Source organism: Pseudomonas sp. NFX15, from assembly GCF_049132105.1.
Lineage (GTDB): Bacteria > Pseudomonadota > Gammaproteobacteria > Pseudomonadales > Pseudomonadaceae > Aquipseudomonas.
In genome coordinates this window covers 1-26,107 of sequence record NZ_JAFMPV010000043.1, presented here as the reverse complement: position 1 = coordinate 26,107, position 26,107 = coordinate 1, and the positions used below count along the sequence as shown (strand labels likewise).

Genomic DNA, 26,107 nt, shown 5'->3' with positions numbered 1-26,107 from the left:
TCCTCTGATCGCCCCTAGAAGCGGGCTACACCAAAACTGTTGGCTTGCAGCGGCCGCACTTCGGCCTCGTGACAGATGTCCAGCAAGTAGCCGAGCAAGGTCCGGGTATCGCGTGGGTCGATCAAGCCGTCGTCCCACAGGCTGGCGCTGCCGTAGAGCGCCGTGGACTGGCCGTCGAGTTTCTGCGCGGTGACCTGTTCGAGCATGTCGAGCATTTTCGGGTCGGGCACCAGCCCGTCCTTGGCCTGTTTGGCCTCGGTGACGATGCGCAGCACCTTGCCCGCTTGCGCGCCGCCCATCACCGCGGTGCGGCTGTTGGGCCAGGCGAAGATGAAGCGCGGGTCGAGGCCGCGCCCGCACATCGCATAGTTGCCTGCGCCGTAGGAGCCGCCAACAACGATAGTCAGTTTCGGCACGCGGGCGTTGGCCACCGCTTGAATCATCTTCGCGCCGTGCTTGATCACGCCTTGCTGTTCCGATTCGGTGCCAACCATGAACCCGGTGGTGTTGTGGAAAAACAGCAGCGGTGTCTGGCTCTGGTCGCACAGCTGGATGAATTGCGCGGCCTTGCTCGCGCCTTTGGGCGTGATGGGGCCATTGTTGCCGATGAAGCCACAGGCGCGGCCCTGGATTTTCAGATGGCCGCACACCGTCTGCTGGTCGAACTCACCCTTGAACTCAAGGAAGTTCGACGCGTCGGCGAGACGGGCAATGATTTCGCGCACGTCGTAGGGTTTTTTCGGGTCGTCGGGGATCAGGCCGAGCAATTCGTCGATGGGGTAGAGCGGTTCCTCCCAGCGACGTTCGGGACGCGGCGGCAACTGCTCGTTCCATGGCAATAGACTGACGATCTCGCGTACCTGGCGAATGCCGTCGGCATCGTTCTCGGCCAGGTATTCGGCGGTGCCGGCGGTTTGCGCGTGCATCTCGGCGCCACCGAGTTCTTCATCGGTGGCCACTTCGCCGGTGGCAGCCTTGAGCAGAGGGGGCCCGGCGAGAAACAGCTTGGCCTTGCCACGCACCACCACCACGTAGTCCGACAGCCCTGGTTGATAGGCGCCGCCCGCCGTGGCCGAGCCGTGCACCACGGTGACTTGCGGCAAACCCATGGCCGACATCCGCGCCTGGTTGGCAAAGCTGCGGGCGCCTTCGACGAAAATCTCCGCAGCGTAGTTGAGGTTGGCACCGCCGCTTTCGGCGAGGGTAATCACCGGCAGTTTGTTTTCCATGGCGATCTGTTGCAGGCGCAGGGATTTTTTCAAGCCGCTGGGAGAGATGGTCCCGCCCTTGATCGCGCTGTTGTTGGCGACCACCAGCACACGCACGCCGGACACGTAGCCGATGCCCGCGATCAGGCCACCGCCGGCAGAGCGGCCGTCCTTGTCGTCGTGCAGCTTGTAGCCGGCCAGGCTCGCCAGTTCGAGGAATGGCGCGCCGGGGTCGAGCAACAGGTTGAGGCGTTCGCGCGGCAGCAACTGGCCGCGTTTTTCGAATTTTGGCTTGGCCTCGGCCGCCTTGTTCAGCAGGTTCTGTTCGAGCGTGCGCACCTGTTCGATGACGCTCAGCATCGCCGCACGGTTCTGTGCGAACAGCTCACTGTGGGGATCGAGTAACGACTGAATCACCGGCATGGCTTATTCCTTGTCCTTGAGGACATCCGGCAGGTAGGCACGGTGAAAACCGTTGTACGACTCGCTGTTGGTCGCCTTGTGAATCGGCCATGCTCGCCCGCCGAGGCTGGCGGCGCCGTCGATGCGCAAGGTGCTGCCGCTGACGAATGCCGCGGCCGGGCTGAGCAGGAACACAATCGCCGCGCTGACTTCCGATTCGCTGCCGATGCGCTTGAGCGGCACGTGTTCGCGCAAGGTCGGGATCACTGCCTTGAACGCGCCTTCGTAGGTGTCCATGCCGCTGGAGGCAATCCAGCCTGGCGCCACGGCGTTGACTCGCACACCGGCATAACCCCATTCGAACGCGGCGGTCTTGGTCAGGTTGTCCATGCCTGAGCGCGCCGCGCCGGAGTGGCCCATGCCGGGCATGCCGCCCCACATGTCGGCGAGCATGTTGACGATGGCACCGCCGTGCTTGCTCATGGACTGGTTGAACACTTCCCGGGCCATCAGGAAGCCGCCCACCAGGTTGGTGCGCATCACGGTTTCGAAACCCTTCTGATTGATCGAGCTCAGCGGCGACGGGTACTGCCCGCCCGCGTTGTTGACCAGACCGTGAATCGGGCCGTGCTGGCGGATCAGTTCGCTGACCAGGTGCTGCACCGATTCTTCCTCGCGGATATCGCACACCGCCCAGTCGGCCGTGCCGCCGTCGTTGGCGATCTCGGCCGCCACGCTTTTCAGCTTGTCGGCCTTGCGACCGACCAGCAGCACATGGGCGCCGAGGGCCGCCAGTTCGTGGGCGGTGCAGCGGCCAATACCGCTGCCGCCACCGGTGACGATGATGTTTTGGCCAGCAAACAGATCGGCTTTGAAAATCGAATCGTAGGCCATGGCGGCAATCCTCTAGTTGAACTGTTCGGCAATGCGCTGCGGCACCGGAATCTGGATTTCCAGCAACTGCTGGGCGAATGCCTTGCCTTGCGGGTCGATGCGCAGGCTGGCGACACCGCCGCCGCCGAGGGCGTTTTCCAGCAGGAAATTCAGGCTATGGCTCGCGGGCAGGTACCAGCGTTCGACCCGCCCGTGAACCGGGTCGAGGACGTGGCCCATCCAGTCGACGAGCACTTCCGGAGTCAGGGCTTCGGCGATCCATGGCAGGTATTCGGAGTCGCGGGCCATGACGCCGATGTTGCTGTGATTGCCCTTGTCGCCGGAACGGGCCACCGCCAGTTTGACCAGCGCCACGCTGGCGTCGGCCAGGCCAACCGGTTTCGGTGGTGTGTGCGGGGTCGGCAGGTCCAGCGGGTCGAGCAGATCGAGGGCCGGCAGGGCGCAGGGATGGCGCTGGCCACTGAAATCAATTTCCAGCGTGCAGGCTGTTTTGTCGATGAGGAACGAGAACAGCCGGATCAGCGGATATACCGTCGGCCGGCCGCCGACAATCCCGGTCAGCCCCGGTGCCATGCCGGTGGCGGCCTGGGCAATTTCCCGGGAGAACACAATCAAGGCCTGTTTGTTCGGATGGCGCACGGCGAGTTTGATCACCACTTCGCGACTGTCCTGGCGCTGACCGTGGGGTCCGTAGGTGGCCTCGCTGCCGAGCAGTTCGATGCTCACTTCGCGGTAGGGCGCCCAGCCGCGCAGGCTGAACATCTCCGAGGTCTTGTCGATGATGGCCTGGCTGACGCGTCGGGCCTTGTCGACGGCATCGATACCGGCGATCAGGCAACTGGCGGTGCAACGAAAACCGTCAGGGTAGGTGGCGCTGACCTTGTATTGCGCGGTCGGCGGCAGGCCTTTGGCACCGTGCACGTGTACCGCGTTTTTACCCTGCTGATGCAGCTTGACCTGGGTAAAGTCGCACACCACATCGGGCAGCAGGTAGGCGCGCGGGTCGCCGATTTCATACAGCATCTGCTCGCCCACGGTCAGCGGCGTGACCAGCCCGCCGGTGCCTTCGGGCTTGCTGACGATGAACTGACTGTCGGCACTGACTTCGACGATCGGAAAACCAATGTGCTCATAGTCGGGTACATCGCGCCAATCGGTGAAATTGCCACCGGTGCACTGGGCGCCGCATTCGATGATGTGCCCGGCCAATGCCGCTTGTGCGAGCTTGTCGTAGTGTTGCCACGACCAGCCGAATTCATGCACCAACGCGGCGCTGACCACCGCGCTGTCGACCACGCGCCCGGTGATCACGATGTCCGCCCCCAGGCGCAGGGCTTCGACGATGCCCGGTGCACCGAGGTAGGCATTGGTCGAGACGCACATCGGGGGCAGGGGCGCGCCGCTGAACATTTCGTGAATGCCCATTTGGCCCAGTTGTTTGAATTGCGGTTGCAGGTCATCGCCCAGCAGCACGGCGATCTTCAGGTCGACACCGGCCTTGTCGCAGGCCGCTTGCAGGGCGGCGGCGCAGGCTTGGGGATTGACCCCGCCGGCGTTGCTGATAACGCGGATGTTGTGTTGCGCCAGTTGCGGCAGCAACGGCGCGAGGACTTCGATGAAGTCGCCGGCATATCCGGCCTGGGGATCTTTCATCCGGGCGCCGGCCATGATCGACAGGGTGATCTCGGCCAGGTAATCGAACACCAGGTAATCGAGTTGCCCGCGTTCCACCAGTTGCGCGGCGGCGGTCGAGGTATCGCCCCAGAAGGCGCTGGCACAGCCGATGCGAATTGTTCTTGGTGCAGTCCGTTCCATAGCCACCTCCCACCAAAGTGCGTCGACATTACCAAGCAAGCGCTTGGTTTGTAAATGGGCTGGATTATCTTCTGCCAAGCGCTTGCTTGGTTGCACCCATGCGCTTAAATTGCCCGCGCAACCCCGCTGTTTTCGGGGGGCATCGGCGTTATCGATTGATCGACTGTAGGAGAGAACGGGTGGACGAGCAAAAAGCCCTGAAGGTCATGCGCCAATTGGTGGACAGCGGCCAATTGACCGACCCGGACAGCGCCCGGGGCAAGCTGCTGCAAGTGGCAGCCCACCTGTTTCGCAATAAAGGCTATGAACGCACCACCGTGCGCGACCTGGCCGGCGCCGTGGGCATTCAGTCCGGAAGTATTTTCCATCACTTCAAAAGCAAGGATGAAATCCTGCGGGCGGTGATGGAGGAGACCATTCGCTACAACACCGCGCTGATGCGGGCGGCCATCGCCGAGGCCGGCACTGTGCGCGAGCGAGTACTGGCGCTGATCCGTTGCGAGTTGCAGTCGATCATGGGCGGCAGTGGCGAGGCCATGGCGGTGCTGGTCTACGAATGGCGCTCGCTGTCCGATGAAGGCCAGGCCAAGGTCCTGGCGCTGCGCGACATCTACGAAGACATCTGGCTGCAAGTGCTGGGCGAAGCCAAGATTGCCGGGCTCATCCGCGGCGATGTGTTCATCACCCGCAGGTTCCTGACCGGTGCATTGTCCTGGACCACCACCTGGTTTCGCGCCGATGGCAGCATGGGCCTCGATCAATTGGCCGATGAGGCCGTGATCCTGGTGCTGGAAGAGCGGCAATAAGCGTATTTGAGCCGGCCTGAAGCTGGCTAAGTGGACGAAACCGCCTAGCTTCAAGGCATGGACGTTGTTTTACTGGGAGTGGGGTTGTTTTGATGGGTTTGCCAATTCGGACCGCCTCGCGGCTTTTGCTGGCGACGCTGGCGGCGTTGACGATATTGCCATCCCAGGCCGCACAGCTGGTGCGCATCGGTGCCGCGCATTTTCCGCCCTACACCGTGCGGCCGGAGTCCGGGGCTGATACCGGGTTGCTGCCACAATTGGTCGAGGCGCTGAACGCGGCGCAAACGGATTACCAGTTTGTCCTGGTGCCGACATCCATTCCCCGGCGCTTCGGCGACTTCAAGCAGGGCCGGATCGACATGGCGATCTTCGAGAACCCCGCCTGGGGTTGGGAGGATTTGCCCCATACGGCCGTCGACATGGGCCTTGAGGACGCCGAGATCTTTGTCGCGCAACGCCAGCCCGATCGGCAGCAACGTTATTTTGCCGACCTGAACGGCAAGCGCCTGGCGCTGTTCAGCGGGTATCACTACGAGTTCGCCAACTTCAATGCCGAGCCGCAGTACCTGGCGAAAAACTTCAATGCCTCGCTGACCTATTCCCATGACAGCAATTTGCTGATGGTGCTGCGCGGGCGAGCCGACATTGCCTTGGTCACGCGCTCCTACCTGACGGATTACCTGTTGCGCAACGAACAGGTCGCCGGGCAGTTGCTGGTGTCGGAACGTATCGACCAGATCTATCACCACTACGCGATTCTGCGGCCGGCCGCACCGATCAGTGGCGAAGCCTTCGGCAAGTTGCTGCAAGGCTTGCGGGACAACGGCCAGATGTTGAAGATTTTCGAGCCGTACAAGATTGCCGTGGTGCCGGTCCCGCACAGTGAACCGGTGCCGACAATCGCCAATTGACGGTCCTTGCCTAAATTTCCTGCCGTGGCTCACGTCACCTCGTTGAACTGTCGACGATTATCGTGAGCCCGACCTTTGCCCCATCTGAATGACCTGACTGCCTTGCTGCTGCCGACCGGCATACGCTGACCCTGATCGGCGGTTTCGGCGATCAGCCGGTTCGCGTACTTCGAAGGCTACTGGGCCAAGCAAGATCGCATCGTGCCGGTCTCCGGGGCCGGGGATTACGACCGTGGCATTTACATGCTGGTGGGCGAAAAAAATGACCGCGGTCCGCACACGGTGGCGAGCTGGTTATCGGCGCTGGTGCATGGGCAGCACGGTGGAGGAACGGCCGGGTATATCGAGGGCCTGGCGGCGAGCCAGATGACCGAAGAGAAGGTGGATCGGTTGAATGACCTGATGGCGGAGCTGGAGGGGGTGTGAAGCTGAGATAGCGGCGCAGTGCCGGCTGGCAATTATTTATGGAGGCCAGCCGGCAGGGGCGATTCAAGACGGAATGGATTTCCAGCTCCAGCGGGTTTGGCTCATATCCAAGCCCAGCCCAGCGAGATCACCTTGCTCGCGGTCGCGGCTATACAAACGCATACATTCTCGCGATTGACGGCGATCCGTCTGCCACTCAGTCTTCCGGTTAAATTTTTCCCGTGGAGACAGTCGATGCCCTTCGTAACGATAGACGGACAAGCCCTGCACTACCTCGATCAAGGCACCGGCCCGGCGGTGTTGCTGGCCGGCAGTTATCTGTGGGACCAAGCCATGTGGGCGCCGCAGATTGCCGCGCTATCGCAACAATATCGGGTGATTGCCCTGGACTTGTGGGGGCACGGCCAATCCGGGCCGTTGCCGGCCAGTACCACATCGCTGGATGACATTGCGCACCAGGCCATGGCGCTACTCGATCATCTGGATATCGAACGGGTGACGCTGGTCGGCCTGTCGGTTGGCGGCATGTGGGGCGTGCGCCTGGCATTGTCAGCGGAGGAACGGCTCAATGGCCTGGTGTTGATGGACACCTACGTCGGCGTCGAACCGGAGCCGACGCGCCAGTACTACTTCTCCCTGTTCAAGCAGATCGAAGACAGCGGCACGATTTCGCCGGCATTGCTGGACATCGTGGTGCCGATTTTCTTCCGTCCGGGCATCGATCCGCAGTCGGCGCTGTATCAGGATTTTCGCGGGAAACTCGCGGCGTTATCGCCTGAACGACTGCGCGAAAGCATCGTGCCGATGGGGCGGATTACATTTGGTCGTGATGATCTGTTGCCGCGTCTGGGCGAACTGGATGCGGCGTCCACACTGGTGATGTGCGGCGATCAGGACAAGCCGCGGCCACCGAGCGAAGCCCGTGATATGGCGCAATTGATTGGCTGCCCGTGTGTGCTGGTGCCGGAGGCTGGGCATATTTCCAATCTGGAGAATCCCGGGTTTGTGACCCAAACCCTGCTGGCATTCCTGGCAGACAGAAGTTAGCCAGTTGTTCTGGCCTCATCGCGGGCAAGCCCGCTCCCACAAGGGAAGGGGGTGAACACATATTTTGTGGGCACCATAGCGTCCAGTGGGAGCGGGCTTGCCCGCGATGGCGTCAGCATTAACACCGAGAATCCGACGGCGAACTGTTTACTTAGGCCCGAGAATCTTCGCCAATTTGTCCGGCGACGGTGCGCCTTGCTGTTGTTGCAGTTCACCCTTGTCGTCCATGTAGAAAATCGCCGGCGTTGCCTGCAATTCCAGCTCTTCCATCAATTGCATGTTGGCCGCGAGTTTCGCCTGGACGGCGGGCGGCACTTCCTTGAGGGCCTTGAGCGAACTCTCCTTGCCAGCGGCTTCGTGATCGCGCAGGGCTTTTTCCGGGTCCTTGGCGGCCAGCAGTGCCGCGGACTTCCCCGGGCTGTCTTCGCGGATGATGCCGACCATGATGTGGCGCAACTGCACCTTGCCGGCCTTGACCCATGGCCGCGCCTGTTCCCAGAACATGTTGCAGTACGGGCAGTTCGGGTCGCTGAACAGGTACACCACGCGCGGTGCGTCCTTCTTGCCGTCGCCGATCCAGTTGCTGGTCTCGAACTTGGCCCAGACTTCCTTGGCCATCGGCGCGTACACCAGTTTCTGCAAGGGCGCGCTGCTCAGGTCATTGCCCTCGGCATCGTACAGGTTGCCGAGCAACACGTGTTTGCTGTCCGGGGTCAGGTACAGCGCCATGCCACGGCCCTGGTATTGCGCGGCATAACCGCGCAAGCCGTCGGGGGCGTCGAACTGGCCGACGATTTTCGCGCCCTTGGCCTCGATTTTCTTGATCGCAGCGGGCAACTCTTCAGCCTGCACCGAGGGCAGATGCAACAGGGCGGCACCGAGGCTCAGGGTCAACAGGTGGCGGAGGCGGGGCATGGCAGTTTCCTTGAAGAAGAGGCGGGTACGGTGTCGAAATTTTCCAGGGCGCGGGCCAGGCTGGCTTCCGACAATTCACCCAGGTGGCTGCCCAGCAGTTGACCGTCGGGGCTGTAGAACAGCGTCGTCGGCAAGGCCATCGAGCCGACCGCCTGGCCCAGTCGTCCGCCGCCGTCGAACAACACGTTGGACAGGCTCAGGCCCTGGGTTTCCAGGAAGGTCGCGACGCTTTGCATGCTTTCCGCCTGATTGATGAACAGGAATGTCAGGTCCGAGCGGACTTGCTGGGCGTTTTCCAGCACCGGCATTTCCCGGCGGCACGGCGGACACCAGGTGGCCCAGAGGTTGATCACCAGTGGACCGCCCTTGTAGTCGGTCAATTGCACGGTTTCGCCGGCGGCATTGCGCAGGGTGATGTCCGGCAGGCGCGTGCCTTGTTCATAAATCGACAGGGAGAACGTCGCCAGCAGCCAGAACGCCAGGCCGCTGGCCACGCCCGCGCCCAGCGGTCGACGCAATCCCGGGCGACGCCAGCCGCGATACAACGTGGCCAGCAGCACCGCAATCACCCCCGGCCAGGCGAGGAAGCCGCCATCGCGCAGGTCGATCACTTGCCACGGATCGTTGCGATAGTGCGCCCAATAGACCGCCACGAAACTGACTCGGGCAACCAGCATGCCTAACAGAAACAGGCTGAACAGTGCCGACTCGGGGTTATCGCCGCCGCGCTTGGCCACCCGCCAGCCGACAAACGTCGCCAGCGCGAGCGCACTGATCAACAGCAGGTGATTGAGCGCAATGGCAAAGGTGCCGAGGGTAAAGGTCAGCATTAACGGGCGTCTCGGGTGGTGGTCCAGCGTTGCAGGAAAGTGTCCGCATCGACCTCGCCAGTGATGCGCTGGCTGCGCCGTTCAACGCCGTCAGCGCCAATCCATAGCAGACTCGGTGGCCCTGGCACTTTGTAACGGCCGAGCAGTTCGCGGCTGGCGGCATTGTCGGCGGTCACGTCCAGGCGCAGCAAGCGCACGTCGCTCAGCGCTTGCATGACGTTGGCTTTGCCGAACACCTGTTTTTCCATGACCTTGCACGACACGCACCAATCGGCGTAGTAGTCCAGCAGCACCCACTGGCCTTGAGCCTGCGCCGCATCGAGTTCACGTTGCAGAGCCTGCGGGTCATTGACGGTGGTGAAAGCGTCATGACCCAGCGGTACGGCGGCCACTGACTGGCTCGAAGCACGGAACACCTGCAACGGCTTGAATGGATCATCGCTGCCCCCGGCCGCACCGATCACCAGCAAGCCACCCCACAAACCGAGCAGGATTGAGCTGGCGCCGAACAGGTGTGCAATGCGACCGAAACCTTCCGACTGTTTCCAGGCGCTGTAGGCGGCGATCAACAGCAGCGCGCCACACAGGCCGACCCACAGCGATTCGTCGAGCACCGGGCGCAGCATCAGCAACGCGGTCGCCAGGAACAGGAAGCCGAAGATGCCTTTGACCAGGTTCATCCAGGCGCCGGGTTTGGGCATGAAGCGATTGCCGACCGTCACCAGCAACAGCAGTGGCACACCGATGCCGATGCCCATGGCAAACAGGATCAAGCCACCATGCAAGGCATTGCCGCTCTGCGCGATATAGAGCAGTGCGCCGGCCAGTGGCGCGGTCATGCACGGGCCGACCAGCAGACCGGACAAGGCCCCCAACACACCCGCGCCAATCAAGCTGCCGCCGCGTTGATTGCGCGAGACGTTTTCCAACCGATCACGCACGGCCACAGGCAATTGCAGTTCGAAGAAGCCGAACATCGGCAGCGCGAGCAACACGAAAACCGCCGCGAAACTGCCCAGCAGCCAAGGGTTCTGCAACCAGGCTTGCAGGTTGGCCCCGAGCGAGGCCGCCAGTACACCCATCGCCGCGTACACCAGCGCCATGCTGACCACATAACTGGTGGCCAAGGCAAAACCGCGTTTAGGCTTGGCACCACTGCCGACGATCAACCCGGCCAGGATCGGCAGCATCGGTAATGAACAAGGGGTGAAGGCCAGCAACAGGCCCAGGCCGAAAAACACCAGCAGACTCCAGCCCAGCGCCCTTTGTTGCAGGCTACTGGCCAGCGCCTGGTCGGGTGCCTCGTTGGCTGTGGTCAGCGCACTTGCATTGCCCAGGTCCACGACTTTGGTCTGTGGCGGATAACACAAACCGGCATCGGCGCAGCCCTGGTAACTGACCTTGACCTGGCCGCTGGCGCCGGCCGCAATCTTCAGTTCAAGTCCCTGACGGTAGACCTGTTGCTCACCAAAAAACTCGTCGCTGTGGGCTTCACCTTCCGGCAGCGCGGGATGCTGCCCGACCGGCAAGCCGTCGAACTTCAAGCGTTTCTGGTACAGGTAATAACCGTCGGTGATCTGCCAATAGAGCTGGGTTTCACCGGATTCCAGGCGTTCTGAGGTAAACGTGAAGGCTTTATCAACCGGCAGAAACTCCGGTTTTGTGTCGAACGGATTGCTGGCCGCCTGGGCCAGGCCTGCGATCAAGAGGGTAAACAGTAAAAAAAGACGACGCATGGATAAGCCTTGGCCCTGTGCTAATGAGGTGCACAGTGGCGGATGGCGATTAACCGATGATTAAACGGAGCGGAGGAGCAAACGAGGCCCCTGCCAAGGGAAGGGCCTCGATGAAAGTTCGCTTGTTTGGCGAGCCGGGCCGTGGCGTGTCAGCCACTCGGTTGGATGCCCGCAGAATGAGGATCGACAGGTCTGAGGCCACAGGCCGCGAGCCCTATCAGTCGTGCATTAGACCTGCCCAGTTACTGCCGACATATCGTGGTCCCACCTGTAAGTAATTCTTATCAATATTGTATTTCAAGTATAGATTCGAACTTAGGAAGATAAATAGGTGGCTGTCTGTGAGGTCAGCATCAATTTGCACGGCGGTAATGATGTCATTTGTGTACGGAGCAAGTCCGGGCCACGTTTCTTCGTTGATTTCATCTATATGAAGTTTTTTGCTTTGCCAGTCGAGGTGCAAATATTGATCATTGGTTAACAGGAATTTGAATATATATTTTCCGGTTACTTTGAAAGGCGTCTGCCAACAAGTGCCGGTGATGATTTTGTCGAAATGCGGTAGGAGCATGCTCCATATCGAATCTGCGACACGCTTGAAGCTGACGACACTATCTGAATCCTGGTCATACTCACAAACCATGGGTGTCTTTTGGTCATAGTAGAACAGCCAGAGAATATCAGTGTCCCAGCCGAACCTGTTATCGCCTACGATTCGGGTGGTGGCAAATCCGAAGCGCAAATTTTTTACATGAGGATGGAATTCCCCCCAGTTATCACCAGTCACTTGCACCGGGTATCCGTCTGGAACGCTGTCTTCGTGGTTGTCATATCGAGAGTAGGTATTGGTGTCTTTGAAGAAGAAGAAGCACTTGTCTTTTTTTGAGCGCCAGTCTACGGCAACAAAATTTTTAAGCTCTTTCATGGTTTTGATTCCTTGTAAGTTGTTCATGATTTTTGAATGATTGTGCAGGCGGCGATTAAAGGTTATCGCTATCGGGGAGTATTGGCATTGCGTTTTTGTTGGGGATTGTTTCGCTGTTTGTGTTTCTTGGAGAGAGGCAAATTTTGTTGAATGTTTTAAAAGTTGCAACCTGTCTTTAAAAGCAGGTTAGTCATGCATAAACGAGTTCTTTGCGTCCACCCGTTGGCTTGCCATAATTAAGCCTTAATCCTCTATTGCTTGACTGGCGCTTTCCTGCCACGGAGTTCCACATGCACGTACTGGTTTGCGAAGACGATGAGCTGATCGCCAGCGGCATCGTCGCCGGCCTGACCGCCCAGGGCCTGACCGTGGAACACGTCGCCACGGCGTCCGCCGCCCGGGCAATGCTCAAGGTCGCGGCGTTCGACGTGATGGTGCTCGACCTCGGCCTGCCGGACGAAGATGGCCTCAAGCTGTTGCAGCAATTGCGTCATCAGGGACTGGAGCTGCCAGTGCTGATCCTCACGGCACGGGACTCGGTCACCGACCGCGTCGACGGCCTGCAAGCCGGCGCCGACGATTACCTGCTTAAACCCTTCGACCTGCGAGAACTTGCGGCGCGCCTGCATACGCTGTTGCGGCGGGTAGCGGGGCGCAGCGTCAACCTGATCGAACACGGTGCCCTGACGTACGACCCGAGTAGCCGCGAAACCATGCTCGCCGGTCAACCGGTGGATCTGTCGCGCCGAGAGCAGTCGCTGCTGCAAGCCTTGCTGCATAACCGTGGCCGGGTGCTGTCCACTGAACAACTCAAGGACAGCGTCTACGGTTTCAACGACGAACTGGAAAGCAACGCCCTCAACGTCCATATCCATCACCTGCGGCGCAAGCTCGGCAACGGCATTGTCGAGACCGTGCGCGGCCTGGGCTATCGCCTGGGCCCCGCTGATGGCGGAGAAGAAACCAAGTGATGAGTCTGCGTTTGCGCCTGAGCCTGACGCTCGGCGCCGCATTTGCCCTGATCTGGGCCCTGGCCGCGGCCTGGATGCTCAGCGACCTGCGCAATCAAATGATGTTCTCGCTCGACCAGCGACTGGTGGCCTCGGCGCGCATGGTCGCCGGCCTGATGGAGCAACTGCCACCCGTGCCGAGCAAGGGCGAGGGCACCCATTTCAGCGCCGAGCAACTGAACATTCCGGGCGGCATGGCCTGTCAGGTCAGCTCGTTGCGCGGTGAAATCCTTGCCCGCAGCCACACGGATCCGCAGCAGACCCTGGAGGCCGAGAAGCTTGGTTTTCATGACCAGATGATCGACGGCGCGCCGTGGCGCAGCTTCACCTTGGCACGCGGCGACCTGCGCATCACCACCGCCGACCGGCAGATCGAACGCGAGGCGTTGAACATGTCGATCCTGCTGGCCGCTTCGGTGCCGGTGGGCGTGGCGCTGCTTGGTTGTCTGTGTCTGCTGTGGCTGGGCATCGGCCAGGGGCTGGCGCCGCTCAACCGCATGCGCGACGCCTTGATGCGCCGCAGTGCCGACTCCCTCGAACCCTTGCAGATCCAGCCGCTGCCCAGCGAGTTGCAACCCTTGCTGGAAACCCAGAACCAGTTGCTCCAGCGCATCGGCAAGACCATCGAGCGCGAACGTCGCCTTACCGGCGATGCCGCCCACGAACTGCGCAGCCCGCTGACCGCGATCAAGACCCACCTGCAAGTGGCGCGCATGACCGACGGCAACGCCCGGGACCAGTCCCTGGCCCGGGCCGAAGAGGGCGCGGACCGCATGCACCGGACCCTCGAGCAATTGCTGTTGCTGGCACGCGTCGAGGGCAGCCTTTCGTTTGACGACGGTGTGCAATGCAACGCCGAGCAAGTCGCGAAACTGGCGATCCAGGACGCGGCGAGCGGCGACCGCCAGCGCATCAGGTTTCAGGCGCCGGGCAAGGTCTCTGGCGCACCGGTGCAGATGCCCGCGGTGTTGTCGATTGCCGCGCTGCGCAATTTGCTCGACAACGCGTTGCGCCACACACCCGCCGACAAAGCCGTCGAGCTGAGCCTGGAAACCCGCGACAACCGGGTGCAGTTCGTGGTGCGCGACCATGGGCCGGGAATTGCCGAAGAAGACCTGCAACACCTGACCCAACGTTTCTGGCGCAACGGCCAGAGCACCGGTTGCGGTCTGGGGCTGGCGATTGTCCAGGCCATCGTTCAGCGTTGCGATTGCACGCTGCATTTCGACAGCCGGCCGGACGGCTTGCGGGTCGAGTTGACGATGCCGTTGCGACCGGCCTGAAAACATTACAAACCCTTGTAGGAGCGGGCTTGCCCGCGAAGAGGCCAGCACATTCGACATTCATATTGACTGTCAGGCCGCCTTCGCGGGCAAGCCCGCTCCTACAGGGTTTTGCGGTGCCTGCCAACAAAGCCGCTTGAACGTCTAAATCCAGGAGAGCGAGAGAGGGCGAAGCAACCCGTGCACGGTGAGTCCGGCGCGGGGTCGAACGATCAGCGCAGGAAGTCGAGCGCCTCGGTGAGCAACCGTTCGGGAACTTCCTCGGCGATGTAATGACCGGCAGGCAAGGCCTTGCCGCGTACATTGGTGGCCACCTTTTGCCATTCCTTGAGCGGCTCGAAACAGCGCCCGACCGTGCCTTCGGCCCCCCACAGCACCAGCAATGGCAGGTCCAGCCGACGGCCAGCTTCAATATCGGCGCGGTCGTGGTCCAGGTCGATGCTGGCGCTGGCGCGATAGTCTTCGCAGATGCCGCGCGCGGCCCCCGGTTGTTCCAGGCAGCGCAGGTATTCGCCGAAGGCTTCATCGGTAAACGGCTTGAGACCGGCGCTGCGGCTGCCCATGACACTGCGCAGATAGGCTTGCGGATCGGCCTCGATCAGGGTTTCCGGCAGCGGTGCCGGACGAATCAGGAAGAACCAGTGCCAATAGGCACGGGCAAAGGCCTCGTTGGTCTGCGCATACATCGACAGGGTCGGGGCGATATCGAGCAGCAGCATGCGTTGCACGTTATCGGGGTGATCGAGGGCCAGGCGATGGGCGACCCGGGGCCGCGGTCGTGGGCGAGGATTGAAAACTGTGGGAACCCCAAGGACTTCATCAACTCGACGCCGTCCCGGGCCATTTCCCGTTTTGAATAATTGGCATGGTGATCATCGGCCGGCGGCTTGCCGCTGTCGCCATACCCGCGCAGGTCGGCGGCCACCACGGTGAAGTGGTCGGCCAGTTGCTCGGCGACCTTGTGCCAGATGGACCGTGCAGCAACAACAGGCCGGGGCCTTTACCCCCAATGCGGTAGGCGATGTCCACACCGTTGACGTGGCGCTGGTCTTTGCGCAATCCGGCGAACATGGGGTGACTCCCTGTAGTGATTGCCGCCATCCTGAAATCCCCGAACGCCAAGAGCAAGGCGCAAAATGTGGTGCGATTGTTCATGAACGTGTGCAACGGGGTGCTCACAGACAAACGCCCCCTTGTAGGAGCGAGCCTGCTCGCGAAGCGGCCCGCTCCAGCACCGAAGATATCAACCCTGGGCAAACATCTCCTTCGCCCGTTGCTCGATCTGTTCCTGCGTCAGGTCTTCCTTGCGCGTGGCCAGGAACCACAGGTGCCCGTAGGGATCCTTCAAAGTGCCCGAACGGTCACCATAGAACTGATCCTTGACCTCGGACACCACCGTCGCGCCGGCATCGATGGCCTGCTTGTAGGATTTGTCGACATCTGTCACATACAAATGCAGACCCACCGACGGCGAATGGTCGGGATTGCTCAGTGGCCCTTGATCGCACGGTGTGCCGAGCATGATCGGGCAGTCGCCGATGCGCAGTTCGGCGTGGCCGACACCTCCGTCGGGCATGGCCAGGCGCATGACTTCGATGGCGCCGAAGGCTTTCTTGTAGAAGTCGATGGCTTCGGCCGCTTTCTGGATGCCCAGGTAGGGGGTGACGCTGTGATATCCCTCGGGAATGGGTTTGACGCTCATGATGGGATCTCCCTGTTCTTGTTGTGAATAGACGGTGCCAATGCTGTTGAACGGCTGATTAAATATAGCTCAGCCGTCCGAGCTGTACCGAGCGGCCGACGAGCAGCAGTGCCTTGCGCCATGCTTGAAATCTCCTGATAGCCACTATTGAAAGCGTTGATTTCTGCTGCGCGGGAGGCGCGGGTAGCCTGTGTTCATTGACCCGAACCCAGTTGCCAGGACGCTCAAAATGAAACCGATGATTGCCACCTTGCTGATGCTCGCTATCTGCGTACTTGCCGGATGTGCCAGCCACGTTTCGCCAGAGCTTCGACCTTACACGGCTGAAGAAAGCAAGGAACTGGCGCTGGAGTCACTGAATCGTCGGGGGCTGTCGTTCGACGAATACCACGCGAAAAAAGCCGAACTGCTCGGCCAGCCGCGAAAGTCGTTCAACTTCGACAACCAGGGCGAAATGAACGCCGGGCGATCTGTCCAGCTTCACGGTCGTCCGAGCTGAGGCAAAACTGTACCGCTACAAGTTTCACGCAACTGTCCGTGGGTTTCGCCCAGGGTGTGCGGTAGGGTCAATGCCTGACTGACCCCCGATGGACTGCCACCCATGACACTCTCACTCGACCTGTTGCTGGGGTTCGCCCTGTTTGCCCTCGTCACCTCAATCACGCCCGGCCCGAACAACACCATGTTGCTGGCATCCGGCGTGAACTTCGGCTTCAACCGCACCATTCCGCACATGCTCGGCGTGACCTGTGGCTTTTTTGTGCTCGTGGTGGCCGTGGGTTTCGGCCTGGGCGCGGTGTTCAAGACCTATCCTTTGCTCTACAGCGTACTGCGCTATGCCGGCGCCGCGTATCTGCTCTACCTGGCGTGGAAAATCGCCCATTCCGGGCCGGTGTCCGACAGCGTGCAGGGCGAAGCCAAGCCGATCAGCTACCTGGGTGCCGCCGCGTTCCAGTGGGTCAACCCCAAGGCCTGGATCATGGCCATCGGTGCCATCAGCACCTATACGCCCATGCAGGGCTACTTCACCAACGTCATCGTCATTGCCGCCGTATTCGCCATCATCAACCTGCCGAGCGTTGGCCTCTGGGTCGGCTGCGGCACGCTGTTGCGCAACGTGCTCAAGGACCCGCGCTGGCTGCGCCTGTTCAATTGGGGCATGGCAACGCTGCTGGTGGTTTCGCTGTATCCGCTGTTGCTCGAAAGCTTTAGCTGACGCAGCGCTTCTTCCGTTTGCCCGATGCCTGTTAAGCTGACTTTTCAGGAGCGTTCCTACGCACTTTTAAATGAAGTAGTCCTTCTTTAACGGCATCCGATCAGGTATTGGTAACGTTCTGAAAACCGCGCGCAGCTCACGAGGCTGCGCTTTGCCGTTTGCAGTCACGAGCCTCCTGATCCCGGAACACGCTCTGCGAGTCTTTTATGAATAAACGTCCGTTGTATTTCGATTACGCCGCCACCACGCCGATGGATGAGCGGGTCATCAAGGTGATGGTCGAGTGTCTGGGCTTTACCGGCAACTTCGGCAACCCGGCCTCCAGCTCCCACGCCTTCGGCCAGCAGGCCCGACAAGTGGTTGAGCAAGCGCGACGCCAAGTCGCCGAACTGGTCGGCGCAACGCCCGCCCAGATCATCTGGACCTCCGGCGCCACCGAATCCAATAACCTCGCACTCAAGGGTGTGGCACAGGCCCGCGGCACGGGCGGTGGCCATATCATCACGAGCCAGATCGAGCATAAGGCGATTCTCGATACCGCACGGCAACTGCAGGATGCCGGTGTCGCGGTGACATACCTGGAGCCGGACGCCGAGGGCCTGATTTCGGCGCAAGCGGTCAGCGAGGCCATGCGCCACGACACCTTCCTGGTGTCGCTGATGCTGGTCAACAACGAACTGGGCACCCTCAACGACATTCCCGCGATCGGTCAGATCGTGCGCGATAGCGGGGCGTTGTTCCATGTCGATGCCGCCCAGGGCGCGGGCAAAGTGGCGATCGACCTCGGCCAATGGCCCGTGGACCTGATGTCGTTTTCCGCGCACAAACTCTACGGCCCCAAAGGCATCGGCGCGTTGTACGTCGGACCGCGTGCAGAGCAGCGCTTGCAGGCGCAGATTCACGGCGGCGGGCATGAGGGTGGCCTACGTTCCGGCACCCTGGCGACCCATCAGATCGTCGCCATGGGCGCGGCATTCGCATTGGCCGCCGCTGCGTTCGAGGAAGAGAAAGCCGTCATCGAGCGCTTGAGAGAACGTCTGCTCGAGCCATTGCTGGGCATCCCCGGCGTTCGCCTCAATGGCAGCCCGACCCGACGCATTCCCCACACCCTGAGCCTGACGTTCAACGAAGGCGAGTTCAACTCGACAGCATTGCTGGCATCGATCGCGTTTTCCGCGACCTCGGCCTGCAATTCCGCGAGCAATGCGCCCTCGCATGTATTGCTGGCCCTGGGGCATGACGCCCGTTCGGCCGGCCGCACCATCCGCTTGAGCCTCGGACGTTTCACCACCGAGCAAGACATCGACCAGGCGGTTCATCTGATCAAGGCAGCGTGCGCCAGTGCTCCGGCATTCTGGCAGTAAGGCGAAGAAGCGCCGGCGTTGATCGGCGCTCAACAACAATGAACAAGTGATTAGCAGGAGACACGATGAATACGCAGCTTTCGATCAATGGATCGGTGCCCCAGCGCCTGGCGCAAACCCGCGAACTGATGAGCCGGGAGGGCATTCACGCCTTGCTGGTGCCGTCGGCCGACCCCCACCTGTCCGAGTACCTGCCGGGCTATTGGCAAGGGCGCCAGTGGTTGTCGGGTTTCCATGGGTCGGTCGGCACGCTGATCGTCACCCCGGATTTTGCCGGGGTCTGGGCCGACAGCCGTTACTGGGAGCAGGCGACCAAGGAACTCAAGGGCAGCGGCATTGATCTGGTCAAGCTGCAACCGGGCCAAACCGGGCCTCTGGAATGGCTGGCCGAGCAAATCCCCGAGGGTGGCGTGGTGGCCGTCGATGGCGCGGTCATGGCCGTGGCCTCGGCTCGGACCCTGGGCAACAAACTGGAGGAACGCGGCGCCCGTCTGCGTACCGACATCGACCTGTTGAACAGCGTCTGGAGCGACCGCCCAAGCCTGCCGAACGAGCCGATCTATCAGCACTTGCCACCGCAGGCCACCGTCAGCCGTGGCGAGAAACTCGCCAAGCTGCGTGAAACCCTCAAGGCGCGGGGGGCCGACTGGCATTTCATCGCCACCCTCGATGACATCGCCTGGCTGTTCAACTTGCGTGGCGGCGACGTGTCGTTTAACCCGGTGTTCGTTTCCTTCGCCTTGATCAATCAGCAACAGGCCACGCTGTTTGTCGCCTTGAGCAAAGTCAGCGCTGAGTTGCGCGCCGTGCTCGAACTGGACGGCGTGACCTTGCGCGATTACAGCGAAGTCGCCGCCGCACTGCGCGCTGTGCCGAGCGGCGCGAGCCTGCAAGTCGACCCGGCGCGGGTCACAGCGGGTTTGCTCGACAACCTCGACAGCGGGGTGAAGCTGATCGAAGGCCTGAACCCGACCACCCTGGCCAAATCGCAAAAAAGCCTGGCCGATGCCGAACACATCCGCCAGGCCATGGAACAGGACGGCGCCGCACTGTGCGAATTCTTCGCCTGGCTGGACTCGGCGCTGGGCCGCGAGCGCATCACCGAGCTGACCATCGACGAAAAACTCACCGCTGCTCGTGAGCGTCGTCCGGATTATGTGTCGCTGAGTTTCAATACCATCGCCGCGTTCAACGCCAATGGCGCCATGCCGCATTACCACGCCACCGAAGAAGAGCACGCGGTGATCGAAGGTGACGGCCTGTTGCTGATCGACTCCGGCGGCCAGTACCTGGGCGGCACCACCGACATCACGCGGATGGTTGCAGTCGGTACACCGACCGATGAGCAAAAACGCGATTGCACCCGCGTGCTCAAGGGTGTGATTGCCCTGTCCCGGGCTCACTTTCCGAAAGGCATTCTGTCACCGCTGCTCGACGCCATCGCGCGCGCTCCGATCTGGGCAGAAAGTGTCGACTACGGTCACGGCACAGGTCATGGCGTTGGTTACTTCCTGAATGTTCACGAAGGTCCGCAAGTCATCGCCTATCAGGCTGCCCCTGCACCGCAAACCGCGATGCAACCGGGCATGATCACTTCCATCGAGCCGGGCACCTATCGTCCGGGTCGTTGGGGCGTGCGTATCGAAAACCTGGCGATGAACCGTGAGGCAGGCAAAAGCGAATTCGGCGAGTTCCTGAAGTTCGAAACCCTGACCCTGTGCCCGATCGATACACGCTGCCTGGAAACCTCACTGCTGTCCGAGGAAGAAAAGCAGTGGTTCAACGCCTATCACGTCGAAGTCCGCGAGCGCCTGAGCCCGTTGGTCGAAGGCGCCGCGCTGGAGTGGCTCAATACCCGTACGGCGGCTATCTGATGTGCAGCTCGGGCGCGTTTTCCAGCGCCCGGGCCATATAGTCGACAAAGGCTTTGACCCTGGCGGATTGGCGACGATTCGCCGGGGATACGGCATGAATCGGCAGTGACAATGTCTCGTAATCCTGCAAAATCGCTGTCACCCGGCCAGCGATCAGGTCTTCGCTGAACAGCCATACGGGTGACAACGCAATTCCCAATCCCCCCAGTACCAGCTCGCGGATCGCCTCGGAGTTATTGCTCTGTGCATTGCCCTTGATCCGTACTTCGTAGCGCTGGGCCTCTTTTGTGTACGCCCACAGGTTCTGGCTGTTCAGCAAGTTGAACATCAGGCAGTTGTGGTTACCCAAGTCCTTTGGCGCCATCGGTTCACCGTTTTGCCTGAGGTAGTCAGGTGAGGCGACCGTTACCCGATGGGTCGTGCCGACACGGCGTGCGATCAAGCCGCTGTCGTTGAGCTTGCCGATGCGGAAGGTGACGTCCAGGCCTTCGCTGACCAGGTCCTGGTTTTGGTCACTCAGTTGCAGGTCGATTTGTATGCCGGGGTAGTGATTGAGGAAGTCCGGTAAACGAGGGGCGATCTGCATCCGGCCGAAGCTGACGGATGAGCCGATTTTCAGCGGGCCGGCGACCCTTTCCCGGCCAGACTGGAAGCTGTGTTCGGCCGCGTCGACAGCGGCGAGTATGGTTCGGCATTCGTTGTAATAGCGCAGCCCTTCGTCGGTCAGGGATAACTTGCGGGTGCTGCGGGCAATCAGCTTTCCTCCCAATTGCGACTCCAGCGCCTGCAGCACTTTACTGATGGTTGGCTGGCTAGTCTGCATTTCCCGGGCAACCGCGGAAAAACTGCCGCGTTCGACTACCCGCACGAAAATCGCCATTGCATTGAATTTGTCCACGAGGTTGCTCATTGATGCCGTATCGGAATGATCACTATAGCGATAAGGCGTCTTATCGGCATGAGTAGGGGAGGGCAAGATTGGCCCTACATTCACTTCTGATGGGATTTGGCGAAATGACTGACTCACTGAATATGCGCGCGCTGATGGTCGACTCGGCCAATGCACCGTTACGCTTGGTTTCCATGGTGCGGCCCGTGGCACAGGCGGGGCAGGTATTAATCAGGATCAAGGCCAGCGGCGTGAATCCGCTTGATGGCAAAATCCGGTCCGGGCAGGCGGCCCATGCGAATCAACCGTTGCCAGCGGTGTTGGGAATGGATCTGGCTGGTACCGTGGAGGCATTGGGAGAAGGCGTCAATGGTTGGCAGCCAGGGGATGAGGTTTACGCCATGGCCACCGGCATCGGCGGTGCACAAGGTTCATTGGCCGAATACGCGGCAGTCGATGCCCGGTTGCTGGCACGTAAACCGCACAATTTGAGCATGCGTGAAGCGGCCGGGCTGCCGTTGGTGCTGATCACCGCTTGGGAGGGGCTGGTGGACCGGGCGCGAGTGCGGGCGGGGCAGAAGGTGTTGATCCATGGCGGTGCTGGCGGCGTCGGGCATGTGGCGGTGCAGGTTGCCCGTGCTTTTGGTGCCGATGTTTATGCCACCGGCTCGGCGGGACAACAATCGATCATCGAAAGGCTGGGTGCGACGTTCATTGATTACCGCAAGTTTTCAGTCGAAGACTATGTAGCGGCCCATACGGCGGGTGAGGGCTTCGATATTGTCTACGACACCGTGGGCGGAGAAACACTGGACGCATCGTTCAAGGCCGCCCGGATGTATCACGGGCATGTGCTCAGCTGCCTTGGCTGGGGGCAGCACAGCCTCGCTCCGCTGTCTTTTCGCGGGGCGACTTACTCGGGGGTGTTCACCTTGCTGCCACTGTTGACTGGCCAGGGGCGTGAACATCACGGCGACATTTTGCAGCAGGCGGCGGGGTTGATCGAGGCGGACAAGCTTGTGCCTTTGCTTGACCCGCACACGTTCACTTTGCAAACTGCGGAAGCCGCCCATGAGCTGCTGTTGTCGGGCGGGGCAAAGGGGCGGCTGGTGGTCGAGATTTAACTCAGGGCCTCGAGTACGAAGTCCAGTCGATCCTGGCCAAAGTACAACTGGTTGTCGACGAACATGCTCGGCGCTCCGAACACCCCGCGTTGCACGGCTTTTTCGGTGTTGTCCTTGAGGGCGGCTTTGACGGCTTCATCGGCGGTCAGGGCCAGCACGGCGTATGGGTCGAAACCGTTTTCGCTGAGTACGGCCGCGACGGTTGCCGGTTCATCCAGGCTGCGACCGTCGACCCAAAGGGCAGTGAACAGGCAGTCGATGAACGCGGTGAAGCGTTCAGGGTGGTGCAGCTGCATGCCGGTCACGGCGCGCATGAGCATCAGGGTATTGATCGGGAAGTGCGGGTTGAACTTCAACGGTACGCCATAGCGTTTGGCATAACGGTCCAGATCCTGAAACATGTAGCGGCCCTTGGCCGGAACAGTCGCTGGAGAGGCGTTGCCGGTGGCCTTGAATACACCGCCCAACAGGAACGGAATGTAGGCCAGGCGGGCATCGGTCTGTGCGCATATCTTTGGCAGCTGGGTGTAGGCCAGATAGGTAGCGGGGCTGCCGAGGTCGAAGTAGAACTCCACGGTTTTGCTCATGTTCAAGGCGCTCGTCTTATTGTTTTAGGGGTGATTACCAGCGTTCGCTCCAGGGGCGAAGGTCCAGTTCAAACGTCCAGGCATCTCGGGGCTGGCTGTGCAGGTACCAGTAGTTCTCGGCGATATGTTCGGGATTGAGGATGCCATCTTCATCCTTGGTCGCGTACTTTTCGGGGAAGGTTTCGCGGATGAAATCGGTATCGATGGCGCCATCGACCACCACATGGGCAACGTGAATATTCATCGGGCCGAGCTCTCGGGCCATGCTTTGCGCCAAGGCACGAATGCCGTGCTTGGCGCCTGCGAATGCAGCGAACCCGGCAGCACCACGCATGCCAGCGGTGGCACCGGTAAACAGAATCGTGCCTCGTTGACGCTTGGCCATGCGCTTGGCGACTTCTCGGGCATTGAGAAAGCCCGAAAAGCAGGCCATTTCCCAGATCTTGAAATACTTGCGTGCGGTTTCTTCAAGAATGCTGCACGGCACGTTGGCGCCTATGTTGAAAACGAAAGCCTCGATAGGGCCGATCTGGCTCTCGATCTGCTCGACCAGCGCAATCACGTCTTCCTCTTTGCGTGCGTCGCAGGCAAACCCGTGGGCATCACCGCCTTCGGCCTTGATGGCGTCCACCAGTGGCTGGAGTTTATCGGCGCTGCGGCGGGTGACACAGGCGACAAAACCTTCCCGTGCGAAACGTTTGGCAATGGCGCCACCCGTAGCATCACCTGCACCGACGACGAGTACGACCTTCTTGTTATTCATGGGCAGATCCCTTTGGTAAACGATCGTTAACTAAACGAACGTTATGCTACGATTCGACAGGCGTCAAGGGTGTTCAACCTCGGGAGAAGGGCAATGCGTTATTCGGCCAGTCACAAGCTGGAAACCAAGCAAAGGCTGCTGGAAAGCAGTGCGGTATCGGCCAAGAAGTCCGGTTTTTCGAGCGTGGGCGTTGACGGCTTGATGAAGGCGATCGGCTTGAGTGGCGGCGCTTTCTACAGCCATTTTTCGTCGAAGGACGAGTTGTTTGCCACCATTGTCGAGCGCGAGCTGTGCCAAAGCCTGGGGCGATTGGGGGAAGGGCAGGACCGAGAAAAGCTTGAACGCTGCTTGAAGCTGTACCTGAGCATGTCCCATGTCGAGAACCCGGAAACCGGTTGCGCGTTGCCGGCGTTGGGAGCAGAAATTGCCCGTTCAAATGTGACAATCCGCCAGCAGGCGGAACACTGGATTTGTCGGCTTCAGGAAAGTTGGGCGAATGTGCTGCAGAGCGAGAGCCTGGCGTGGGCGATTCTGTCGCAGTGTATTGGTGCGCTGGTGGTCGCGCGGATGTTGGCGACTCCGGATATCCAGAGAACAGTGCTCAAGTCCAGCTATGAGGAGATTGGCCGCCAGATCGCAAGTCCGAGAACCTGACGCGACGGCCTGGACTATTTGCAGATGACGATCATGCTGCGGCTGGTATAACCCGCAGGATTGAGGCCAAACGGATAATCGCCGGGCTCTTCAACGGCGTCCCCGGACTTGGCGATGACCTTGTATCCCTTCGGTGCGCAGGAGTTGGCGGCGCTGGCATAGCACTTGTCCCAGGACGACGAAAGACCGGAACAATTGATATGCAGCCCTTTCTTGCCGTGCTTGACCTGTGTCTGTGATGTCGCCGCGCAACCTGCAATTGCAATCGCGGCGATCAGAATCAACATTCGTTTCATTACTGTCCTTTAGCGTCCCCGGATCTAGTGTCCGGGTCTGACTGCATTCGCTTTTGCTTGAAACTTACCGATATCCCTATCTGAAAAGTCCATGGCATGACTCGGGAGGGGGCTAAACATGGCCTAAATGAACGAGAAATGCCAGACCTGAGTCATAGTTGCTATCAATCTGCCGCTACTGCTGGCGTGGCAGTGCTGCCCATGGTCATGGTTGCGCCCACAGAAGCCAGGATGATGCACAGGATTGCCATCCACTGTGACAGCGAGAGGTATTCGTGAAGGAACAGCAACCCCGATAACGCGCCGATGGCAGGCTCGATGCTCATCAAAGTGCCGAATGTCCTGGCCGGCATACGGGTCAAGGCGACCATCTCCAGCGTGTAGGGAAGGGCTGTTGACAGGACAGCCACGCCAAGAGCTACAGGGATCAAGGATGGCGTCAGCAGAGCAGCGCCGGCATGGACAATGCCGATAGGCGCTACGAACAGCGCAGCAATCATCACGCCCAGCGCGGCGGTCTGCACGCCATTGTCGGCCCCGGCCTTTTGTCCGAACAGAATGTACAGTGCCCAGCAGACCCCTGCACCCAAGGCGTAACCTGCGCCAACCAGATCAATTCCAGCTGTCGCTGCTCCCATCGGAATCAGCAGCAGTAAGCCGATGGCGGCCAAGGCGATCCACACAAAATCGATGGCGCGACGCGAAGCATAGATTGCAACGGCCAATGGACCGGTGAATTCAAGCGCTACTGCGATACCCAGGGGTACGGTTTGCAATGACATATAGAAGAGGAAGTTCATGCCACCCAATGCCATCCCGTAGACGATGACCGTACGCAGGGATTTTGCAGTGAGCTTCGCCCGCCATGGGCGCAGTATCAACATCATGATCACGCTGGCGAAAATCAGCCGCAGGGTTGTTGTCCCCTGGGGGCCAACCACCGAGAACATGCTTTTGGCCAGGGACGCACCTGACTGGATCGAGGCCATGGCGATGAGCAGCAGTCCCACCGAAAATAGAGTTGAGGCCAGGTTGCGCGGCTGATCATTCATTACAAGGCATCGTCCAAAGAAGGAAGTAAGGGCTTTTTTCTGGTTGTTGGGCAATATACTGCGCATTCCCTTTGGGCGCGTCTATATATAAGCAGCGTTTTTGCGTATCTCGGAAGAAAAGCCAAATAGGTGTTGACGGCAGATCTCAGATGTCTATAATTCGCCCCACTTCCGGCGCAGTCGAAACGGAAAACTCCTTGGTAAACAACGAGTTACGAAGTTTTCGGCAGTAGGTGCTTCAGTTCATCGAGGCCAAAAGGACGTTGAAAAAGAGGTGTTGACAGCGGCGTGTAACGCTGTAGAATTCGCCTCCCGCTGACGAGAGATCTGAGGCGCAAGTGGTTGAAGTTGTTAAGGAAATCCTTGAAAGCTTCTGAA

26 protein-coding genes and 1 pseudogene are annotated in these 26,107 nt (G+C 60.5%); 12 read left to right on the top strand and 15 right to left on the bottom strand.

Going from position 1 to position 26,107, the window contains the following annotated elements:
* Positions 1 to 14: 14 nt before the first annotated feature.
* Genes atuC through J1D76_RS27015 form a run of 3 tightly spaced genes read right to left on the bottom strand, consistent with a single transcriptional unit; the run spans position 15 to position 4,319 of the window.
* A complete protein-coding gene (gene atuC, locus J1D76_RS27025) occupies positions 15 to 1,631 on the bottom strand; it encodes a geranyl-CoA carboxylase subunit beta (protein ID WP_421141387.1) in 1,617 nt (538 codons plus the stop codon).
* A 3-nt stretch (positions 1,632 to 1,634) separates the two neighbouring features.
* Positions 1,635 to 2,504 (bottom strand): SDR family oxidoreductase, encoded by an 870-nt coding sequence (locus J1D76_RS27020; protein ID WP_421141386.1) that lies wholly within the window; start codon positions 2,502 to 2,504, stop codon positions 1,635 to 1,637.
* 12 nt (positions 2,505 to 2,516) lie between these two features.
* Entirely contained in the window at positions 2,517 to 4,319 is a 1,803-nt protein-coding gene (locus J1D76_RS27015; protein ID WP_421141385.1) for an acyclic terpene utilization AtuA family protein, read from the bottom strand.
* Positions 4,320 to 4,498: 179 nt separating this feature from the next.
* Between J1D76_RS27015 and J1D76_RS27010 the strand changes: the two genes are divergently transcribed.
* The 4 genes and pseudogenes from J1D76_RS27010 to J1D76_RS26995 all read left to right on the top strand — a co-directional run bounded on the left by J1D76_RS27010 (position 4,499) and on the right by J1D76_RS26995 (position 7,509).
* Positions 4,499 to 5,125 carry a TetR/AcrR family transcriptional regulator gene (locus J1D76_RS27010; protein ID WP_421141384.1) on the top strand — a complete coding sequence of 209 codons (627 nt, stop codon included), beginning with the start codon at positions 4,499 to 4,501 and terminating at the stop codon, positions 5,123 to 5,125.
* Positions 5,126 to 5,217: 92 nt separating this feature from the next.
* Complete coding sequence (locus tag J1D76_RS27005) at positions 5,218 to 6,036, top strand: substrate-binding periplasmic protein (RefSeq protein ID WP_421141383.1); 819 nt, start codon at positions 5,218 to 5,220, stop codon at positions 6,034 to 6,036.
* Positions 6,037 to 6,146: 110 nt separating this feature from the next.
* Positions 6,147 to 6,348: pseudogene (locus tag J1D76_RS27000) on the top strand (GNAT family N-acetyltransferase); the annotation flags it as partial.
* Between the two features lie 348 nt (positions 6,349 to 6,696).
* A complete protein-coding gene (locus tag J1D76_RS26995; protein WP_421141382.1) occupies positions 6,697 to 7,509 on the top strand; it encodes an alpha/beta fold hydrolase in 813 nt (270 codons plus the stop codon).
* A 147-nt stretch (positions 7,510 to 7,656) separates the two neighbouring features.
* Here the strand turns inward: J1D76_RS26995 and dsbG are convergent, their stop codons facing one another.
* From dsbG to J1D76_RS26975, 4 genes are all read right to left on the bottom strand, one after another.
* Positions 7,657 to 8,424 (bottom strand): thiol:disulfide interchange protein DsbG, encoded by a 768-nt coding sequence (gene dsbG / locus J1D76_RS26990; protein ID WP_421141381.1) that lies wholly within the window; start codon positions 8,422 to 8,424, stop codon positions 7,657 to 7,659.
* Positions 8,400 to 9,254: a prolipoprotein diacylglyceryl transferase family protein gene (locus tag J1D76_RS26985; RefSeq protein WP_421141380.1), complete on the bottom strand. Its 855-nt coding sequence runs from the start codon at positions 9,252 to 9,254 to the stop codon at positions 8,400 to 8,402. The genes dsbG and J1D76_RS26985 overlap by 25 nt, the downstream gene beginning before the upstream one ends.
* Positions 9,254 to 10,990 carry a protein-disulfide reductase DsbD gene (dsbD, locus tag J1D76_RS26980; protein WP_421141379.1) on the bottom strand — a complete coding sequence of 579 codons (1,737 nt, stop codon included), beginning with the start codon at positions 10,988 to 10,990 and terminating at the stop codon, positions 9,254 to 9,256. Before dsbD ends, J1D76_RS26985 begins: the two co-directional genes overlap by 1 nt.
* A gap of 217 nt (positions 10,991 to 11,207) precedes the next feature.
* Positions 11,208 to 11,915, bottom strand: coding sequence for a hypothetical protein (locus J1D76_RS26975; RefSeq protein WP_421141378.1), 708 nt, complete (start codon positions 11,913 to 11,915; stop codon positions 11,208 to 11,210).
* 290 nt (positions 11,916 to 12,205) lie between these two features.
* Between J1D76_RS26975 and J1D76_RS26970 the strand changes: the two genes are divergently transcribed.
* Complete coding sequence (locus J1D76_RS26970; protein WP_421141377.1) at positions 12,206 to 12,886, top strand: response regulator; 681 nt, start codon at positions 12,206 to 12,208, stop codon at positions 12,884 to 12,886.
* Positions 12,883 to 14,208, top strand: a complete 1,326-nt coding sequence (locus tag J1D76_RS26965) for an ATP-binding protein (RefSeq protein ID WP_421141376.1) — start codon at positions 12,883 to 12,885, stop codon at positions 14,206 to 14,208. The genes J1D76_RS26970 and J1D76_RS26965 overlap by 4 nt, the downstream gene beginning before the upstream one ends.
* A gap of 212 nt (positions 14,209 to 14,420) precedes the next feature.
* On the opposite strand, the gene J1D76_RS26960 is transcribed toward J1D76_RS26965, so the two are convergent.
* The 3 genes from J1D76_RS26960 to J1D76_RS26950 all read right to left on the bottom strand — a co-directional run bounded on the left by J1D76_RS26960 (position 14,421) and on the right by J1D76_RS26950 (position 15,910).
* A complete protein-coding gene (locus J1D76_RS26960) occupies positions 14,421 to 14,927 on the bottom strand; it encodes an alpha/beta fold hydrolase (RefSeq protein ID WP_421141375.1) in 507 nt (168 codons plus the stop codon).
* Positions 14,837 to 15,133, bottom strand: coding sequence for an alpha/beta fold hydrolase (locus J1D76_RS26955; protein WP_421141399.1), 297 nt, complete (start codon positions 15,131 to 15,133; stop codon positions 14,837 to 14,839). Before J1D76_RS26955 ends, J1D76_RS26960 begins: the two co-directional genes overlap by 91 nt.
* A 318-nt stretch (positions 15,134 to 15,451) precedes the next feature.
* Positions 15,452 to 15,910, bottom strand: a complete 459-nt coding sequence (locus J1D76_RS26950) for a VOC family protein (protein ID WP_421141374.1) — start codon at positions 15,908 to 15,910, stop codon at positions 15,452 to 15,454.
* A gap of 229 nt (positions 15,911 to 16,139) precedes the next feature.
* On the opposite strand from J1D76_RS26950, the gene J1D76_RS26945 reads away from it, so the two are divergent.
* The 4 genes from J1D76_RS26945 (at position 16,140) to J1D76_RS26930 (ending at position 20,364) form a co-directional block, all read left to right on the top strand.
* Entirely contained in the window at positions 16,140 to 16,409 is a 270-nt protein-coding gene (locus J1D76_RS26945; protein ID WP_421141373.1) for a hypothetical protein, read from the top strand.
* A gap of 102 nt (positions 16,410 to 16,511) precedes the next feature.
* A complete protein-coding gene (locus tag J1D76_RS26940; RefSeq protein WP_421141372.1) occupies positions 16,512 to 17,126 on the top strand; it encodes a LysE family translocator in 615 nt (204 codons plus the stop codon).
* Between the two features lie 206 nt (positions 17,127 to 17,332).
* Positions 17,333 to 18,490 carry a cysteine desulfurase family protein gene (locus tag J1D76_RS26935; protein ID WP_421141371.1) on the top strand — a complete coding sequence of 386 codons (1,158 nt, stop codon included), beginning with the start codon at positions 17,333 to 17,335 and terminating at the stop codon, positions 18,488 to 18,490.
* Between the two features lie 65 nt (positions 18,491 to 18,555).
* Entirely contained in the window at positions 18,556 to 20,364 is a 1,809-nt protein-coding gene (locus J1D76_RS26930) for an aminopeptidase P family protein (protein WP_421141369.1), read from the top strand.
* On the opposite strand, the gene J1D76_RS26925 is transcribed toward J1D76_RS26930, so the two are convergent.
* The gene (locus tag J1D76_RS26925; RefSeq protein ID WP_421141368.1) at positions 20,357 to 21,274 is read right to left on the bottom strand and encodes a LysR family transcriptional regulator; all 918 of its coding nucleotides are present in this window, start codon (positions 21,272 to 21,274) and stop codon (positions 20,357 to 20,359) included. The genes J1D76_RS26930 and J1D76_RS26925 overlap by 8 nt on opposite strands.
* 104 nt (positions 21,275 to 21,378) lie before the next feature.
* On the opposite strand from J1D76_RS26925, the gene J1D76_RS26920 reads away from it, so the two are divergent.
* Positions 21,379 to 22,377: a zinc-dependent alcohol dehydrogenase family protein gene (locus J1D76_RS26920; RefSeq protein ID WP_421141398.1), complete on the top strand. Its 999-nt coding sequence runs from the start codon at positions 21,379 to 21,381 to the stop codon at positions 22,375 to 22,377.
* Here J1D76_RS26920 and J1D76_RS26915 read toward each other — a convergent pair.
* Positions 22,374 to 22,964: a 2-hydroxychromene-2-carboxylate isomerase gene (locus J1D76_RS26915; protein ID WP_421141367.1), complete on the bottom strand. Its 591-nt coding sequence runs from the start codon at positions 22,962 to 22,964 to the stop codon at positions 22,374 to 22,376. The genes J1D76_RS26920 and J1D76_RS26915 overlap by 4 nt on opposite strands.
* Positions 22,965 to 22,998: 34 nt before the next feature.
* The gene (locus J1D76_RS26910) at positions 22,999 to 23,727 is read right to left on the bottom strand and encodes an SDR family oxidoreductase (RefSeq protein WP_421141365.1); all 729 of its coding nucleotides are present in this window, start codon (positions 23,725 to 23,727) and stop codon (positions 22,999 to 23,001) included.
* A 93-nt stretch (positions 23,728 to 23,820) separates the two neighbouring features.
* Here J1D76_RS26910 and J1D76_RS26905 point away from each other — a divergent pair, with 93 nt between their 5' ends.
* The gene (locus J1D76_RS26905; RefSeq protein WP_421141364.1) at positions 23,821 to 24,381 is read left to right on the top strand and encodes a TetR/AcrR family transcriptional regulator; all 561 of its coding nucleotides are present in this window, start codon (positions 23,821 to 23,823) and stop codon (positions 24,379 to 24,381) included.
* A 14-nt stretch (positions 24,382 to 24,395) separates the two neighbouring features.
* Here J1D76_RS26905 and J1D76_RS26900 read toward each other — a convergent pair whose 3' ends face one another.
* Both J1D76_RS26900 and rhtA read right to left on the bottom strand, forming a co-directional pair.
* Positions 24,396 to 24,677: a hypothetical protein gene (locus J1D76_RS26900; RefSeq protein ID WP_421141362.1), complete on the bottom strand. Its 282-nt coding sequence runs from the start codon at positions 24,675 to 24,677 to the stop codon at positions 24,396 to 24,398.
* Between the two features lie 164 nt (positions 24,678 to 24,841).
* Positions 24,842 to 25,729 carry a threonine/homoserine exporter RhtA gene (rhtA, locus tag J1D76_RS26895; RefSeq protein ID WP_421141361.1) on the bottom strand — a complete coding sequence of 296 codons (888 nt, stop codon included), beginning with the start codon at positions 25,727 to 25,729 and terminating at the stop codon, positions 24,842 to 24,844.
* Positions 25,730 to 26,107: the final 378 nt, after the last annotated feature.

Coding starts and splice junctions, on each gene's coding strand:
- atuC (WP_421141387.1), bottom strand. CDS start 1,631: ATGCCGGTGATTCAGTCGTTACTCGATCCCCACAGTGAGCTGTTCGCA.
- J1D76_RS27020 (WP_421141386.1), bottom strand. CDS start 2,504: ATGGCCTACGATTCGATTTTCAAAGCCGATCTGTTTGCTGGCCAAAAC.
- J1D76_RS27015 (WP_421141385.1), bottom strand. CDS start 4,319: ATGGAACGGACTGCACCAAGAACAATTCGCATCGGCTGTGCCAGCGCC.
- J1D76_RS27005 (WP_421141383.1), top strand. CDS start 5,218: ATGGGTTTGCCAATTCGGACCGCCTCGCGGCTTTTGCTGGCGACGCTG.
- J1D76_RS26995 (WP_421141382.1), top strand. CDS start 6,697: ATGCCCTTCGTAACGATAGACGGACAAGCCCTGCACTACCTCGATCAA.
- dsbG (WP_421141381.1), bottom strand. CDS start 8,424: ATGCCCCGCCTCCGCCACCTGTTGACCCTGAGCCTCGGTGCCGCCCTG.
- J1D76_RS26985 (WP_421141380.1), bottom strand. CDS start 9,254: ATGCTGACCTTTACCCTCGGCACCTTTGCCATTGCGCTCAATCACCTG.
- dsbD (WP_421141379.1), bottom strand. CDS start 10,990: ATGCGTCGTCTTTTTTTACTGTTTACCCTCTTGATCGCAGGCCTGGCC.
- J1D76_RS26975 (WP_421141378.1), bottom strand. CDS start 11,915: ATGAAAGAGCTTAAAAATTTTGTTGCCGTAGACTGGCGCTCAAAAAAA.
- J1D76_RS26970 (WP_421141377.1), top strand. CDS start 12,206: ATGCACGTACTGGTTTGCGAAGACGATGAGCTGATCGCCAGCGGCATC.
- J1D76_RS26960 (WP_421141375.1), bottom strand. CDS start 14,927: ATGCTGCTGCTCGATATCGCCCCGACCCTGTCGATGTATGCGCAGACC.
- J1D76_RS26950 (WP_421141374.1), bottom strand. CDS start 15,910: ATGAGCGTCAAACCCATTCCCGAGGGATATCACAGCGTCACCCCCTAC.
- J1D76_RS26945 (WP_421141373.1), top strand. CDS start 16,140: ATGAAACCGATGATTGCCACCTTGCTGATGCTCGCTATCTGCGTACTT.
- J1D76_RS26940 (WP_421141372.1), top strand. CDS start 16,512: ATGACACTCTCACTCGACCTGTTGCTGGGGTTCGCCCTGTTTGCCCTC.
- J1D76_RS26935 (WP_421141371.1), top strand. CDS start 17,333: ATGAATAAACGTCCGTTGTATTTCGATTACGCCGCCACCACGCCGATG.
- J1D76_RS26930 (WP_421141369.1), top strand. CDS start 18,556: ATGAATACGCAGCTTTCGATCAATGGATCGGTGCCCCAGCGCCTGGCG.
- J1D76_RS26925 (WP_421141368.1), bottom strand. CDS start 21,274: ATGAGCAACCTCGTGGACAAATTCAATGCAATGGCGATTTTCGTGCGG.
- J1D76_RS26920 (WP_421141398.1), top strand. CDS start 21,379: ATGACTGACTCACTGAATATGCGCGCGCTGATGGTCGACTCGGCCAAT.
- J1D76_RS26915 (WP_421141367.1), bottom strand. CDS start 22,964: ATGAGCAAAACCGTGGAGTTCTACTTCGACCTCGGCAGCCCCGCTACC.
- J1D76_RS26910 (WP_421141365.1), bottom strand. CDS start 23,727: ATGAATAACAAGAAGGTCGTACTCGTCGTCGGTGCAGGTGATGCTACG.
- J1D76_RS26905 (WP_421141364.1), top strand. CDS start 23,821: ATGCGTTATTCGGCCAGTCACAAGCTGGAAACCAAGCAAAGGCTGCTG.
- J1D76_RS26900 (WP_421141362.1), bottom strand. CDS start 24,677: ATGAAACGAATGTTGATTCTGATCGCCGCGATTGCAATTGCAGGTTGC.
- rhtA (WP_421141361.1), bottom strand. CDS start 25,729: ATGAATGATCAGCCGCGCAACCTGGCCTCAACTCTATTTTCGGTGGGA.